This window comes from Flavobacterium sp., assembly GCF_027484945.1.
In the GTDB taxonomy this organism is placed as follows: Bacteria; Bacteroidota; Bacteroidia; order Flavobacteriales; family Flavobacteriaceae; genus Flavobacterium.
On record NZ_JAIXRZ010000055.1, the window covers coordinates 13101 to 28843 of the forward strand.

At 39.2% G+C, this 15743-nt stretch carries 15 protein-coding genes; 6 read left to right on the top strand and 9 right to left on the bottom strand.

The window, feature by feature from the left end; genetic code table 11:
* Together Q0039_RS07315 and Q0039_RS07320 are read right to left on the bottom strand one after the other, a co-directional pair.
* Window positions 1-1101, bottom strand: a complete 1101-nt coding sequence (locus Q0039_RS07315; protein ID WP_297511205.1) for a MauE/DoxX family redox-associated membrane protein — start codon at window positions 1099-1101, stop codon at window positions 1-3.
* Between the two features lie 57 nt (window positions 1102-1158).
* A complete protein-coding gene (locus Q0039_RS07320; protein WP_297511207.1) occupies window positions 1159-1701 on the bottom strand; it encodes a DUF1599 domain-containing protein in 543 nt (180 codons plus the stop codon).
* A gap of 105 nt (window positions 1702-1806) precedes the next feature.
* Between Q0039_RS07320 and folP the strand changes: the two genes are divergently transcribed.
* Window positions 1807-2628 carry a dihydropteroate synthase gene (folP, locus tag Q0039_RS07325; RefSeq protein ID WP_297511209.1) on the top strand — a complete coding sequence of 274 codons (822 nt, stop codon included), beginning with the start codon at window positions 1807-1809 and terminating at the stop codon, window positions 2626-2628.
* 191 nt (window positions 2629-2819) lie between these two features.
* Here folP and rlmH read toward each other — a convergent pair whose 3' ends face one another.
* Complete coding sequence (gene rlmH / locus Q0039_RS07330; RefSeq protein WP_297511211.1) at window positions 2820-3293, bottom strand: 23S rRNA (pseudouridine(1915)-N(3))-methyltransferase RlmH; 474 nt, start codon at window positions 3291-3293, stop codon at window positions 2820-2822.
* A gap of 99 nt (window positions 3294-3392) precedes the next feature.
* Between rlmH and Q0039_RS07335 the strand changes: the two genes are divergently transcribed.
* Together Q0039_RS07335 and Q0039_RS07340 are read left to right on the top strand one after the other, a co-directional pair.
* Window positions 3393-4415, top strand: a complete 1023-nt coding sequence (locus tag Q0039_RS07335; protein ID WP_297511213.1) for a quinone-dependent dihydroorotate dehydrogenase — start codon at window positions 3393-3395, stop codon at window positions 4413-4415.
* Between the two features lie 42 nt (window positions 4416-4457).
* On the top strand, window positions 4458-5321 hold the full coding sequence (locus Q0039_RS07340; protein ID WP_297511215.1) for a hydroxymethylglutaryl-CoA lyase: 864 nt from the start codon (window positions 4458-4460) through the stop codon (window positions 5319-5321).
* A gap of 46 nt (window positions 5322-5367) precedes the next feature.
* On the opposite strand, the gene Q0039_RS07345 is transcribed toward Q0039_RS07340, so the two are convergent.
* The gene (locus Q0039_RS07345) at window positions 5368-5637 is read right to left on the bottom strand and encodes a four helix bundle protein (protein ID WP_297511217.1); all 270 of its coding nucleotides are present in this window, start codon (window positions 5635-5637) and stop codon (window positions 5368-5370) included.
* An 80-nt stretch (window positions 5638-5717) separates the two neighbouring features.
* Here Q0039_RS07345 and guaB point away from each other — a divergent pair, with 80 nt between their 5' ends.
* Window positions 5718-7190, top strand: coding sequence for an IMP dehydrogenase (gene guaB, locus Q0039_RS07350; RefSeq protein ID WP_297511219.1), 1473 nt, complete (start codon window positions 5718-5720; stop codon window positions 7188-7190).
* A gap of 222 nt (window positions 7191-7412) precedes the next feature.
* Here guaB and purB read toward each other — a convergent pair whose 3' ends face one another.
* Together purB and Q0039_RS07360 are read right to left on the bottom strand one after the other, a co-directional pair.
* Window positions 7413-8756 carry an adenylosuccinate lyase gene (gene purB, locus Q0039_RS07355; RefSeq protein WP_297511221.1) on the bottom strand — a complete coding sequence of 448 codons (1344 nt, stop codon included), beginning with the start codon at window positions 8754-8756 and terminating at the stop codon, window positions 7413-7415.
* Between the two features lie 52 nt (window positions 8757-8808).
* Complete coding sequence (locus Q0039_RS07360) at window positions 8809-9501, bottom strand: NAD-dependent deacylase (RefSeq protein WP_297511223.1); 693 nt, start codon at window positions 9499-9501, stop codon at window positions 8809-8811.
* 292 nt (window positions 9502-9793) lie between these two features.
* Between Q0039_RS07360 and Q0039_RS07365 the strand changes: the two genes are divergently transcribed.
* Complete coding sequence (locus tag Q0039_RS07365) at window positions 9794-10456, top strand: RNA methyltransferase (RefSeq protein WP_297511225.1); 663 nt, start codon at window positions 9794-9796, stop codon at window positions 10454-10456.
* 81 nt (window positions 10457-10537) lie between these two features.
* Here the strand turns inward: Q0039_RS07365 and Q0039_RS07370 are convergent, their stop codons facing one another.
* The 3 genes from Q0039_RS07370 to Q0039_RS07380 all read right to left on the bottom strand — a co-directional run bounded on the left by Q0039_RS07370 (window position 10538) and on the right by Q0039_RS07380 (window position 14204).
* On the bottom strand, window positions 10538-11305 hold the full coding sequence (locus Q0039_RS07370) for a carboxypeptidase-like regulatory domain-containing protein (protein ID WP_297511227.1): 768 nt from the start codon (window positions 11303-11305) through the stop codon (window positions 10538-10540).
* 245 nt (window positions 11306-11550) lie between these two features.
* Entirely contained in the window at window positions 11551-13419 is a 1869-nt protein-coding gene (locus Q0039_RS07375; RefSeq protein WP_297511229.1) for a DEAD/DEAH box helicase, read from the bottom strand.
* Window positions 13420-13628: 209 nt separating this feature from the next.
* Entirely contained in the window at window positions 13629-14204 is a 576-nt protein-coding gene (locus tag Q0039_RS07380; RefSeq protein ID WP_297511231.1) for a non-canonical purine NTP diphosphatase, read from the bottom strand.
* 251 nt (window positions 14205-14455) lie between these two features.
* Between Q0039_RS07380 and Q0039_RS07385 the strand changes: the two genes are divergently transcribed.
* A complete protein-coding gene (locus Q0039_RS07385) occupies window positions 14456-15715 on the top strand; it encodes an aminotransferase class I/II-fold pyridoxal phosphate-dependent enzyme (RefSeq protein ID WP_297511233.1) in 1260 nt (419 codons plus the stop codon).
* Window positions 15716-15743 lie beyond the last annotated feature (28 nt).

The window sequence follows — 15743 nt, forward strand, 5'->3', positions numbered from 1 at the left end:
TTACTTCAAATTAGGCGTTGTTTTTTTTAGTTCTTCAAAACTCTTTTTTAATACCGATTTCAATTCGGCGGGATTGAATTTTTCGTTGTTTATTCCCCACCAATACTTGATTTCGTTTCCATTCCAATAGTATTTAACACCGGGTGTGTCTTTTCCTTTTCCAAGGGTATTCCAAAACGGAATAATTTCAATAATTTGATAGGGATAGGTTGCCCCCGTTTCTTTAAAAAATGCTGGAATCAAGTCGGCTTCTTCATTCATGAAAATAATCGATAAGGGCGGCATTGTTGGATTGGCTTTGCGCATTGCTGTAAGTTCTTTGGCCGCATCACGACAGTGATCACAACCGGGAACAAAGTAGCATAATATCTTTTTACCGGTGTCAATGGTTGGGAATAAATTGGCATACCCTGAAATCGCTTTTTTGGGTTCTTTGGGTACATCTACTACTTTGGGTGCAACTACCGTGTCTACTTTAGTTTTGGCAACGGGAGCCGCAATTGAGTCGGGAGTATCGATAGCTACTGCAGTGGTGTCTTGAGGCATTGGTTTGGGCTGACTAACCGTAAATTCTGCTGCCGGCGGTTGAATAGGTGCCAACATGAAAACAACTAAAATAGAAGCAAATAAAACCGTTGTAAGTACCCAGAAATTCGGGGCGTCTGAACCTTTAAGGAGTAATTTTTGTAAGTAGACCAAAAGTCCAACCGCAATCACATTTTTAATAATGGCCTCTACGGGAGTCATTGGTATTAATTCCCCAAAACAACCACAATTCCCGCTGTTACCACTTACAAAAGTTTCATAGCTTAAATGTCCAATAAATACAACCAAAAGTGCAATAGTGGCTGGAATAATAAAACGTTTCAGCCAATGGTTTTGCAGCAATAAAAGTCCTAAGGCCATTTCAATCCCGATTAAGGTTCGGGAGAAGAAAGCAGCAACTTCCGGAGAAAATCCCATGGGATATAATTGCTTCACTTCAAATGTCGAAATCGCAAAATAGGGTGAAGGGTATAATTTGGCAATAGCCGAAATAATAAATAAAAAGGAAACAAGGATTCGAAGTCCCCAGGCAATGGTTGATTTATTTTTTTTCATGCGTTGCATTTTTTTACAAAGATAACAACCCTATAATGGCTTGCTGTTAACGATTTGTTATTGGCCAAATCCCATCAAAATTAAGGCAAATACCGAATAATTAATCATATCTTGGTAATTCGCATCAATTCCTTCCGAAACCAAGGTTTTTCCTTTGTTGTCCTCGATTTGTTTCACGCGCAATAATTTCTGCAAAATCAAATCGGTCAAACTACTCACGCGCATTTCCCTCCAGGCTTCCCCATAATCATGGTTTTTGGCTTCCATCAAGGCTTTAGTGACGGCTACTTTATCATCGTATAGTTTTGAAGCAGCTGGGGTATCCAGGTCGGGCTGTTCTGCCACACCCATTTCCAATTGAATTAAGGCCATGATGCAATAGTTGATAATTCCGATGAATTCGCCCGTTTCGTCTTCGTCTACTTTTCGTATTTCGTTTTCTTGAAGGCTTCGAATACGTTGCGCTTTAATAAAGATTTGATCGGTAAGGGATGGTAATCGTAAAATTCGCCATGCACTTCCATAATCGGTCATTTTTTTAACAAATAAATCCCGGCAAATATGGATCACCTTATCGTATTCTTGAACAGTATTTCGCATTAAATTGTATCTTTGTTTGAAATTTTTTCAAATGTAACGAATTCGGTTAAAACATCCCAAGTGAAACGATGTTTTTCCCTGAAAACGTTTTCTGAATTCCCTCGTATGACTATCCAATGCCGTGGCCAATTGATTGATCTCTCTACCCCAAAAATCATGGGGATTGTGAACCTTACACCCGATTCATTTTATGATGGTGGGCGATTGCAAAATCAAAGTGAAGTACTCGAACAAGTAGCAAAAATGCTGCATGAGGGCGCCACATTTATCGATGTAGGAGGATATTCAAGTCGCCCCAATGCAACACCCGTTTCTGAAGCCGAAGAATGCCATAGGGTTGTTCCAGTTGTCGAATTATTAGTCAAAAATTTTCCAGAGATTCTCATTTCTGTTGATACGTTTCGAAGTGCTGTAGCCGAAGCTGCCGTTCAAGCTGGAGCTTGTATGATTAACGATATTTCAGCCGGACGCTTGGATGATCAAATGATGCATACTGTAGCGCGTTTACAAGTGCCCTACATTATGATGCACATGCGCGGAACCCCGCAAACGATGACCCAATTAACCGATTACCAAGATATTGTAAAAGAAATGCAGTTTTATTTTTCAGAACGTATTGCTGCTGCGCGTACCTTGGGTATCAATGACGTAATTATCGATCCCGGTTTTGGATTTGCGAAAACCATCGAACAGAACTATGCGATACTCCAAAAATTGGAATTATTTTCCTATCAAAAAGTTCCCTTATTGGTGGGTGTTTCCCGAAAATCAATGATTTACAAAGTTCTTGATTCTTCACCTCAAGAGGCACTCAACGGGACAACTGTACTCCATACCATTGCTGTACAAAAAGGTGCAAAAATCCTCCGCGTGCACGATGTCAAAGCCGCTCATGAATGTGTTCAACTGCTTCAACATCTTGCTTAATACATTTTTTAAGTAAACATATTATTTTATCTCGTTGATTCCACAAAACAATTTGTTGCTCAAAGTCAATATTGCTGTTGAGAAATACCTTAAAATATCTTTTAACTCGTTATTTTTTGAGCTGAGTGGTCAAAATACTTAGAATGATAGATATAGAACGTTTACAATCACATTTTGATTACAAAAAAGTATTACTGATGGTGATACGGTTCACCCTTCAAAATCGTGAATCCCCGATACAATTGTTCGATAAAAAATAACCGCACCATTTGATGCGAGAAGGTCATTGCCGATAACGATAGCTTGCCTTGTGCTTTTTGATAGACCGTTTCGCTAAACCCATAAGGTCCGCCAATTACAAAGACCAACGTTTTGAGTCCGGCATTCATCTTTTTTTGAAGAAATTCAGAAAATTCAACACTACTATACGATTTGCCCTTTTCGTCTAAAAGAACTAATGCGTCGTTTTGACCAACTTTTGATAGAATTAATTCGCCTTCTTTTTCTTTTTGTTGCGATTCCGAAAAGTTTTTAGCGTTTTTAATATCTGGCAAAATCTCCAACTCAAATTTGATATAAAACGAGAGCCGCTTTTGATAATCGTCTATCAATTGCTGCAATTGTTTGTTGTCTGTTTTACCTACGGCCAAAAGTTTAATGTGCATTCGTACCCTTTTTTTACCCCACAAAAATAGGGAAATTTCTCCCGTACCGCTTAAAAGTTCAAATCGAATTGTATCTTTGCACTTCACAACTACACGACTATGTACCGCATTCTTATTCGTCCGATTCTGTTTCGTTTCGACCCGGAAAAAATCCATTATTTTACCTTTTCATTCATCAATATCCTCGCTAAAATCCCAGGATTTTCATGGCTCTGTCGTTCTCTTTATGAGGTAAATGATTCGCGTCTTGAGCGCGAAGTGTTTGGTTTGAAATTTAAAAATCCGGTTGGACTTGCCGCAGGATTTGATAAAGATGCCAAGTTGTTTAATGAGCTTTCCGACTTTGGATTTGGTTTTATCGAAATAGGGACACTCACACCGGTAGGACAGGAAGGCAACCCCAAAAAACGCTTGTTCCGTCTTCGCGAAGATGAAGCGATTATCAACCGTATGGGATTTAATAATGGCGGGGTGCAAGAAGCGGTCGAACGATTGAAGAAAAATAAAGGCGTACTTATCGGAGGCAATATTGGTAAAAATAAAGTAACACCCAATGAGGAAGCGGTTACGGATTATAAAATCTGTTTTGAGGCGCTATTTCCCTATGTAGATTATTTTGTTGTAAATGTGAGTTCGCCCAACACGCCCAATCTACGTGAACTTCAAGACAAGGAACCGTTGACTGAACTACTCACTACGTTACAAACCGAAAATCTAAATCGTCCGTTACCCAAGCCAATTCTCTTAAAAATTGCTCCCGATTTGACCGATGAACAGTTACTGGATATCATCGATATTGTGCAAAATACAAGTATAGCCGGAGTCATTGCAACCAATACCACACTTTCACGTGAAGGTTTGCATTCACCGAATAAATCGGAAATAGGCGGTTTATCTGGCAAACCCTTAACCCACCGATCCACCGAAGTGATTCGTTTTTTACATGAAAAAAGCAAGGGTTCGTTTCCGATTATTGGTGTTGGAGGAATCCATACTGCCCAAGATGCTTTGGATAAACTGGATGCCGGAGCGAGTTTGATACAATTGTACACCGGTTTTATTTACGAAGGCCCACAATTGGTTAAGGACATCAACCAAAAATTGCTTAAGCGAATGGGTTAAATTCCCTTGCGAAATCGTTTTCTTTAGTATATTTGGATCCTGATGGAACATGTAAAAATTATTGAATGTCCCCGCGATGCGATGCAAGGCATCAAAACGTTTATTCCAACGGAAGTAAAGGTCAATTATCTACAGGCGTTACTCCGAGTTGGTTTTGATACATTGGATTTTGGTAGTTTTGTTTCACCCAAAGCCATTCCACAAATGCAGGATACCGCTGCGGTCTTAGCTCAACTGGATTTGAGTCAGACCCGTAGTAAACTCTTAGCTATTATCGCCAATACACAAGGTGCGATGCTTGCATCGGCTCATAAAGAAATTCAGTATCTCGGTTTTCCATTTTCTATATCCGAAAACTTTCAAATGCGAAATACCCATAAAACCATTGCCGAGAGTTTAGTGACCTTGCAGGAGATTTTGGATATTGCGCAGGGCGCTAATAAAGAAGTTGTAGCCTATTTATCTATGGGCTTCGGGAATCCTTATGGCGATCCATGGAATGTAGAGATTGTAGGTGAGTGGACGGAACGATTAGCCCAAATGGGTGTGACTATTTTGTCCTTATCGGATACGATTGGGAGTTCGACCCCCGAAGTCATCGAGTATTTGTTTGGAAATCTTATTCCAAAATACCCCAACGTAGAATTTGGAGCCCACTTGCATACAACACCCGATAAGTGGTTTGAAAAAGTAGATGCAGCTTATCGCGCGGGTTGTCGTCGTTTTGATGGTGCTATTCAAGGATTTGGCGGTTGCCCTATGGCCAAAGATGATTTGACAGGAAATATGCCAACTGAAAAAATGCTATCGTATTTTACTAATGTTAAGGCCGATACTGCATTGAGTCCGATGAGTTTTGAAAGTGCTTACAATGTAGCTTTGCGCGTTTTTGCGGAGTTTCATTAATTTTAGTTTTCAGTCTTCAGTCTCAGATTTCAGAATTTCAAATTTATTAAATTGATTTACTTCCAAACTTTTCAGGATGATGTATCATGAATTGGATTAATTTACCAATTTCTATTGTTTCATTTTTAAAAATTAAATATTCATTTTCAGCGATGAATTCACATTCGAAAGCAAAGCTAATCCAAACAAAGGTTTCTGAATTTTCGGCATCACAATCCGTTAATTTACTGATAAAATGAAGTGGATACTTTCGCTTTCGATAAGCTTCTGCAAGATTTGCACAAGCACTTCTTGTCATCTGCGACTGCGACTGCAAACTATTTCATAAAATCACTTTTTCCTCGAATAAAAGCCCTATATTTGCATGCAATTTAACTACTACAACTAAATTGCAGTATGAAGGCACACAACTCTAAAATCGTTGGTGAAGGATTAACCTACGACGACGTTTTACTTATCCCTGGATACTCAGAAATTCTCCCACGTGAGGTTAGTATTCAATCCAAATTCACTCGTAACATTACTTTAAACGTACCTATTGTTTCTGCAGCGATGGACACTGTTACCGAAAGTGCTATGGCGATTGCGATGGCACAAGAGGGAGGTATCGGTGTTTTGCATAAAAACATGACCATTGAGCAGCAAGCGGCTAAAGTTCGAAAAGTAAAACGAGCCGAAAGTGGAATGATTATCGATCCGGTGACTTTACCCTTGAATGCTACTGTTGGGGATGCAAAAATGGCCATGAAAGAATTTGGGATCGGAGGAATTCCTGTTGTAGATGAAAATGGAATACTGAAAGGTATTGTGACTAATCGTGATTTACGATTTGAAAAGGTAAACAGCCGTTCTATTTTAGAGGTAATGACTTCCGAAAATTTGGTAACTGCAGCACAAGGAACAACCCTGATCGAAGCCGAGAGTATTTTGCAAGAAAATAAAATTGAAAAACTTCCAGTTGTTGATGCGAGTAACAAGTTGATTGGCTTAATCACTTTTCGCGATATTACAAAACTCATTCAAAAACCTATCGCTAACAAAGACGCTTTGGGTCGTTTACGTGTTGCTGCAGCCATCGGAGTAACCGGTGATGCAATAGAGCGCGCTACGGCCTTGGTCAATGCTGGGGTGGATGCTATTGTTATTGATACCGCACACGGCCATTCGCGTGGCGTGATTTCGGTTTTGCAAGAAGTAAAAGCAAAATTTCCAAAATTAGATGTCGTAGTCGGGAACATTGCCACTCCTGAAGCCGCTTTATTCTTGGTAGAACATGGTGCAGATGCGGTAAAAGTAGGAATTGGACCCGGTTCGATTTGTACAACACGGGTAGTAGCGGGTGTTGGATTTCCTCAGTTTTCTGCCGTATTGGAAGTGGCTGCGGCTTTGCGTGGCACCGGTGTTCCGGTAATTGCCGATGGAGGTGTGCGCTACACAGGTGATATCCCCAAAGCTATCGCTGCAGGTGCCGATTGCGTCATGTTAGGTTCCTTACTCGCGGGTACAAAAGAGTCACCCGGTGAAACCATCATTTTCGAAGGACGTAAGTTTAAATCGTATCGCGGTATGGGCTCTGTTGAAGCCATGCAAGAAGGTTCGAAAGACCGTTATTTCCAAGATGTTGAAGACGATGTAAAAAAATTAGTACCCGAAGGTATCGTGGGTCGCGTACCCTACAAAGGTGAGCTGAACGAAAGTATGCAGCAATTTATTGGTGGCCTTAGAGCAGGTATGGGGTACTGTGGCGCCAAAGATGTTCCAACGCTTCAAGAAACGGGACGCTTTGTACGGATCACTGCAAGTGGAATAGGTGAGAGTCACCCACATAATGTAACCATTACAAAAGAAGCTCCTAATTATTCGAGGTAAATAGAGGATAGAATATAGAGGATAGAGAATGGAGGATAGAGAATAGAGAATTCAAAATATAATTAAACCGTGAGTGAAGACTTGCGGTTTTTTGCTTTTTAGATATAAAGGTGACACTATATGCGGGAAGGACTCATTATAAATTTAAGATTTTGAGCGCAAGGAATTACTTCCTTTGCCAATTAATGGTTCAGTTCTCTCGTTTATCATTTAAGACATCATTCAAACACCCAAATAATTGTGGGGTGTTATAGCCATCAACTCTTTTTTTACAGCCTCACTTACGTCTAGTGTTTGAATAAAAGCATGGATCGATTCTTGATTGATGACACTATTAGTTCGGGTTAGGTCTTTCAAGGCTTCATACGGATTCGGGTACCCTTCCCGACGCAAGATGGTTTGGATCGCTTCAGCTACTACCGCCCAGTTGTTGTTTAAATCTTCAGTTAATTTAGCTTCATTCAATAACAATTTATTTAAACCTTTTAAAGTGGATTCAAAGGCAATAACCGTATGCCCGATTGGCACGCCTATATTGCGCAAAACCGTACTGTCGGTCAAATCGCGTTGTAATCGAGAAATAGGGAGTTTGGCAGCTAAATATTCAAAAAGCGCATTAGCAATACCTAAGTTACCTTCTGAGTTTTCAAAGTCAATTGGGTTTACTTTATGGGGCATGGCCGATGAACCGATTTCACCTGCTTTGATTTTTTGTTTGAAATAATCCATTGCTACATAAGACCAAATATCCCGATCTAAGTCAATTAGAATCGTATTAATTCGCTTTAAAGCATCAAAAAATGCGGCGAAGTGATCGTAATGTTCAATTTGTGTCGTAGGAAAAGAATGGTGTAATCCCAAAATATCTTCTACAAAGTTGGAACCAAATTTTTTCCAATCAATGTTCGGATAAGCCACATGGTGGGCATTGTAATTACCAGTCGCACCCCCAAATTTTGCAGCGAAAGGAACATTAAACAACAACCGCATTTGTTCTTCCAACCGTTCTACATACACTAAAATTTCTTTGCCTAAACGGGTTGGTGAAGCGGGTTGGCCATGGGTTCGAGCCAACATCGGGATATCGTGCCATTCCATAGCTAATTGCTTTAACTTCGCAATTAGCGCAATAAGAGCGGGCACATATACTTTTTCAAAAGCATGTTTGGTCGATAAAGGAATTGCAGTATTGTTAATGTCTTGAGAAGTAAGTCCGAAATGAATAAACTCCTTAAATGCCTCTAAACCAAGTTGATCAAATTGATGTTTGATAAAATATTCTACCGCCTTTACATCATGATTGGTCGTTTTCTCAGTTTCCTTAATCCATAAAGCATCTTCAGTAGTAAAGTTCTCATAGATACCCCGCAGAATAGGAAAAACCGTTGGCTTGACATCGTTTAATTGTGGAATTCCTGCTTCACATAATGCAATGAAGTATTCGATTTCAACTAATACGCGGTATTTGATTAATGCTTCTTCCGAAAAATAAGCAGCAAGCGGTTGGGTAACTTTACGGTAACGTCCGTCGATGGGCGAAATTGCGTTCAGTGCGGTAAGTGACATAGGTAGTGTTGTTAAGGCACAAAATTACGGATTTGTAATTGGAATCACCAAGCTAACCCAACACTTTTTTTAACTTTTCCCAAAGTAGGGGTACCCCAATCGAAGCCGGTTCGGGAATTATTTCGAGTGGATTATTTAGGTCAAATAAAACAGCGGGTTTTGGGTCAATATAAAATAATGGTACGTTTGGACGCGCATAGTGTATGAGACCGGCTGCGGGATACACTTGCATTGACGTTCCAATAATTACAACTGCATCCGCTTTTTGAACCCATTCAACGGCTAGTTCCAATGCGGGTACTTCTTCTCCAAACCAGACAATATGCGGGCGCAGTTGATTTCCATCGGGATCATAATCGCCTATTTGCAGGTCGCCTGGCCATTCTACAATATAATTTGGGTCTTTTATAGAACGCACCTTTAAGAGCTCACCATGCAGATGCAACACATTCGAACTCCCAGCAGCTTCATGTAAATTGTCTACATTTTGGGTAACGATATGAATATTAAAATCCTTTTCCATCTGGGCTAAAGTGGTGTGTCCTACGTTTGACTTTACGGTATGCAATTGCCGTCTACGTTGGTTATAAAATTCCAAAACTAAATCAGGATTCCGCCGAAAGCCTTCGGGCGTAGCTACTTGCATCACATCGTGCCCTTCCCATAATCCATTAGCATCCCGAAAGGTGGAAATACCACTTTCAGCAGAGATACCGGCACCCGTAAGTATGACAAGCGACTTCATTGACTATTTTAAATTTTGAATTCTAAATTTTAAATGATGGTGAAAATACGAAAAAAGAAGAAAGAATAAAGAAGAAAGAATAAAGAAGAAAGAATAAAGAAGAAAGAAGAAAGAAGAAAGAAGAAAGAAGAAAGAAGAAAGAAGAAAGAAGAAAGAAGAAAGACCAACTAGTAACTAGTTACTAATCACTAATCACTAATTACTAATTACTAATTACTAGTCACAAATCACTAATTTCTAACCACTAACCACCAAAACGATAAAATTGTACTTTTGCAAAAAAAAAATAAGAATGGTAGATTTGGAGTTGTTTGCCTATTTGGAGGGATTTTTAACAGATGAACGGAAAGAGAAATTCAAGAAAATTTTGGCATTGCGTACCCATCATATTACCATTGCCATGGAAGATGTATACCAATTGCACAATACGAGTGCGGTAATGCGTAGTTGTGAGGTGTTTGGGGTGCAAGGCTTACATGTTATCGAACAAAAGTTTGGGAAACGTATTGATCGTGAAATTGCTATGGGTGCACAGAAATGGGTCGATGTACACCGCTACAATTCTATTCCAAACTGTATGGAAACACTTCGCAATCAAGGGTATCAAATTATTGCAACCACGCCCCATAACGATTCGTGTTTTTTGCATGAGTTTGATATCTCAAAACGTTCCGCTATTTTTTTTGGTACCGAAAAAGAAGGGCTTTCTCCCGAAATAATGGAGCAAGCCGATGGGTTTTTAAAGATTCCGATGGTTGGGTTTACAGAGAGTTTGAATATTTCGGTGTCGGCCGCCATTGTCATACAGGATTTGACCACACGCTTACGTCAATCGGTTCTCAACTGGCACTTAACAGAAAAAGAAATTTTGGAATACCGTTTTCAATGGACTAAAAATTCGATTAAAGATGTCGATCGAATTATGGAACGCTTTTATCAAGACCGCTTGTTGTAAGTACACTATTAATGTACAAACAAGCTAATCTCAACGGTAGAGTTCGATTGAAGATTTGTTTTGAACAAACTTGGTTTTTAGTTATTTTGCTTTTGCAAGCACCTTGTATTGTTCGTAACACTGACTAATCGCTTCCATAATCTGTAGGTCATTGGCCGTTTCAATAAAAGCTTCTGAGTAGCTGCAACGACTTAAAATTTCGGCAATATCTTTTTTGTCAACGCCTAATAAAATGGCAATCGTCTCCCGATCGTATTTGGTTTCTAAAAGATTTTTTACCGTATCATCTTTTTTCATTTCCCGAAGTTTACGGAGTTCTTTAGGCTTTTTGCCGAAGAAATTATGAAGCATGTCTGCGGGGTTAAATACCGAACTCACAACGCGTGTAAAGGCATTGGGAGAGGATTCACCGGCTTCATAGGCTTGGGGTAAACCCGAAATACTGTAGCGGTAATTTTCTTTAAATGGAATCAGTTTTGTGTCGACTTCTAAATAGCCCGTTAATTTGTATTTGCGAATAACGACTTCTTCCAATGCAATGGCTTTTTCAGTGAGCTCAAGCCTTGCCGTACCCGACTTTACCCAGTCGTTGGTTACCCGAACACGTAACGATTGAAATCCGATCATGGTAATATGTAAGGTGTCGTTAACTGCGGCATTTATTTCAAATTCACCGCGCGTATTGGTTTGTGTGCCTTTAACACGGTTGATGTTAATGATATTTACATTAGGCACCGGAAGGGCATTGGTGCTATTGAAAATGGTTCCTTTTACTTTCACATCACTAGGGGCCTGTGCGTTTAACGAACAACCCAAAATGAGGCATACGATACGTAACCAATAGTTCATAGCTTAATTTTCTGATGTTAAAAATAACAATTTTAAAAATAACACCCCTGCTACTATATAAAGATTATAAGAAAATTAACAACAGAAGATTTTGGTTAGTCTACGTTTGATAGGATAAATAATGTATTGCATCAGGAAAATTAAATCTTAATAGATAATATTCAATTGCAAATAAGGCTTTAGAGTAAATATTGAAATAAACGGTATTTTGATTCAATAAAAAAGCCCTCATTTGAGGGCTTATGTTAACTTTTTCTACGACGCTTTGCCGCTTCAAAGGCTTTGTTTGCGGGATTACGGTCACTGCGACCCTCCGAGCGTCGACCTTCCGAGCGTCGGCCTTCGGGACGGCTGTCCGTTCTTCGGTCATTTCGCCCTTCAAAACGATTTTCGCTCCGGTCACTGCGGCGTTCGCTTCTCCGTTCCGTATGATCATTAAAGCGATCACGACGTTCGCGTTTTCCACCAAAATCACTGCGTCCACCTCCGCCTCCGCGGCGATTTCCACCGTCGTTTTTAGAAATTTCTACATTTATTTTTCGGCCCTCTAATTGGAAATTGGCAAAAATATCCATAACCTTTTCCGCATGTTCGCCATCAGTATTAAAGAATGAAAATCCTTCTTTAACATCGACTTTAAATACATCGTCACGACCCAATTCAAGTGCTTCGCGCAAGAAATCTTTCAACTTCATCCAATCAAAATCATCGCGTGATCCGATATTAATAAAATACCGAACAGCGTCACCCGCTTTAATTGCTCCACTAGAACTACGTTCGTTATTGCTTCGTTCACCCGAAAGGTCTTTTTTCTTTTTATAATAATTCAAGAAACGATTAAATTCTACCGAAACCATTTTGCGAATTAGATCTTCTTTGCTCAACCCTTCAAACACTTGGTTGATTGCCGGTAAATAGTTGTCGATTTCGTGATCAATTTCGGTATCATTTATTTTATTGGCTAAGTGCAATAATTGAATTTCACAAATTTCCATCCCACCTGGAATTGTTTTTTCTTCAAACTTTTGTTTGATGATTTTTTCAATGCTATGGATTTTACGGATTTCAGATTTGGTAATAATGACAATAGAAGTTCCTAATTTTCCAGCACGACCGGTTCGTCCCGATCGGTGATTATAGGTTTCAATTTCATCGGGTAATTGATAATTGATTACGTGCGTGACGTTGTCTACATCAATTCCACGTGCGGCAACATCGGTTGCAACCAACATTTGAATTTGACGACCACGGAACGACTTCATTACGGCATCCCGTTGCGCTTGTGAAAGATCGCCGTGCAAAGCTGCAGCATTGTAGCCATCTTCAATTAATTTTTCAGCAACCGCTTGTGTATCACGTTTGGTGCGACAGAAAATTACTGAAAAAATATCCGGGTTAGCATCGGCCAATCGTTTAAGTGCTTCATAACGATCACGAGCATTAACTACATAAAATTCGTGCGATACAGTAGCTGTTCCAGCATTTTTTGCTCCAACCGTAATTTCTTCAGGATCAAACATGAATTTTTTCGCTATACGGGCCACTTCGGCAGGCATAGTAGCAGAAAATAACCAAGTTGACTTATCATCGGGAGTATCGGAAAGAATGGAGCAAATATCATCATAAAAACCCATGTTCAACATTTCATCCGCTTCATCCAAAATACAGTAGGCGATGTTTTTAATATTTACAAAGCCACGGTTAATCATATCTTGCATACGCCCTGGAGTCGCAACAATAATCTGCGCACCGCGTTTTACCTCACGGGCTTGTTCAGTTATGCTCGCTCCACCATATACAGCAACTACATTGAGTCCTTTGATATATTTGGAATATTGCTTTAATTCGTTAGTGATTTGCAAACAAAGTTCGCGGGTTGGGGACAAAATCAATGCCTGCGTAGTGCGGTCATCAACATCTATTTTTTGTATTAACGGAAAACCAAAAGCTGCAGTTTTTCCGGTTCCGGTTTGGGCCAAAGCCACAAGGTCAGTCTCCTGTTCCAAAAGCACAGGAATCGCTTTTTCTTGAATCTCTGATGGAGTTTCAAATCCCATATCGCCAATTGCTTGTAAAAGCGAGGCGTTAAGGCCTAATTGTTCAAATTTATTCATTAGATCGTATTAATTCGGGTGCAAAGGTAGGCTTAATAATTGGATATAGCTAATTATTAAGTGATTAGTGCATGGGGTTTACAGTCTATTTCGCTTGATAATCAGAAAATTAAACAAATGTTAAATATGATAATGGTAGGGATTTCTGATTTAAATTACAGACTTAGGTAAAGGAAAGTAGATTGTTTACTAGAGTCGCAGTGTTTTTCTTATTTAACTAATAAAAATGCAATTAGTAATTGTACTGCTTTTCCACGGTGACTAAGAGCTGCTTTTGAAGCTGCATCCATTTCAGCAAAAGTTAAATTTTGCCCATTGGGAACAAAAATAGGGTCATATCCAAAGCCATGTGCTCCTCTTTTTTCGCGTAGTATTTCTCCACTTGCAATTCCTGTAAACTGATGGGATTCGCCCTTTAAATTTAACGCGATAACGGTTTTAAATTGTGCTTTACGTGTAGTTTTTTCTTCTAATTCATATAAAAGTTTGTCCATGTTGTCATCCGCATTCTTTTGATCACCAGCATAACGAGCAGAATAAACTCCCGGCGCACCGTTTAATGCTTCAACTTCTAAACCCGTATCATCAGCAAAACAAGGTAATCCGTAATGATGCGTTATGTAATCGGCTTTCATTTGGGCATTTCCCTCTATTGTATCGGCGGTTTCTGGGAGGTCGATTGTGCAACCAATATCTTGAAGTCCTACTAATTCGATAGATTGCGGGATCATTGCACGTATTTCAGCGATTTTATGTAGGTTGTTGGAAGCAAAAACGATTTTCATATGTATTTTTTTGCAAATCTAAGTAATCGCTTTGAATCTATTGGATTTGGGTTTTAAATCTACAGAGAATAGGCCTGAACGTGTCTTTTTCATAATAAAATTCAAACATTTTATTAAAAGGATGCTCGATTGTTTTACTCCTTTGTTTATCGTTAAAAAGTGCCGCTTTTGTTGTTAATATAATCGTTAAATAACATTAGGATAACAAGCACCTAATCGTTACTTTTGTCCCTTTAAAATGCGTTTTTGTCATGGTAAAAGATCTATTTGAAAGAATACAACAAAACAAAGGTCCGCTAGGGCGATGGGCTTCTCAAGCTGAAGGCTACTATGTGTTTCCAAAATTAGAAGGTGAGTTGGGTCCCCGTATGCGATTTCAAGGTAAAGAAATTTTGAATTGGAGCATCAATGATTACTTGGGATTGGCCAATCATCCAGAAATTCGAAAAGTTGATGCAGAAGCCGCACAAAGTTATGGAGCTGCTTATCCAATGGGAGCTCGAATGATGAGTGGGCATACGACTTTACACGAGCAATTGCAAAATGAATTGGCTGCATTTGTTCAAAAAGAAGCTGCTTATTTATTAAACTTTGGTTACCAAGGTATGGTGTCAATTATTGATGCCTTAGTGACTAAAAATGATGTAATTGTTTATGATGTGGATTCCCATGGATGTATCATTGATGGTGTTCGTTTGCACATGGGTAAACGGTTTACGTATAAGCATAACGATGTAGAAAGTTTAGAGAAAAATTTGCAACGCGCAACCAAAATGGCAGAAGAAAATGGTGGAGGAATCTTAGTGATTACCGAAGGTGTTTTTGGAATGCGCGGTCAACAAGGCAAATTGAAAGAGATTGCGGCTTTGAAAGAAAAATATAAATTTCGTTTGTTAGTCGATGATGCACATGGTTTTGGTACTTTGGGTAAAACCGGAGCTGGTGCTGGAGAAGAGCAAGGTTGTCAAAGCAGTATAGATGTTTATTTTTCCACATTTGCTAAATCTATGGCAAGTATAGGAGCTTTTGTAGCTGCCGATCAAGATGTAATTGACTATTTGAAATACAATTTACGTTCGCAAATGTTTGCTAAATCGTTACCAATGATTATGACCGTTGGAGCTTTAAAGCGTTTGCAAATGTTACGCACAATGCCTGAATTAAAAGAGCAGTTGTGGGATAATGTCAATTATTTGCAAAACGGACTTACTTCGCGTGGATTTAATATTGGTGATACCAATACTTGTGTTACACCAGTTTATCTTGAAGGTTCGATTCCAGAGGCCATGGTTATGGTAAATGATTTGCGCGAAAACTACAATATCTTCTTATCGATTGTAGTATATCCGGTTATTCCAAAAGGTATCATCTTATTGCGAATGATTCCAACAGCTTCTCATACCAAAAACGATATTGATGAAACGTTGGCTGCTTTTGAAGCGATACGTGAAAAATTAGAAAATGGAACCTATAAAACTATTGCTGAAGCAACAACTGTTGATGTTTCCTAATTGTTTTCATATCAATAATAATTCAAAA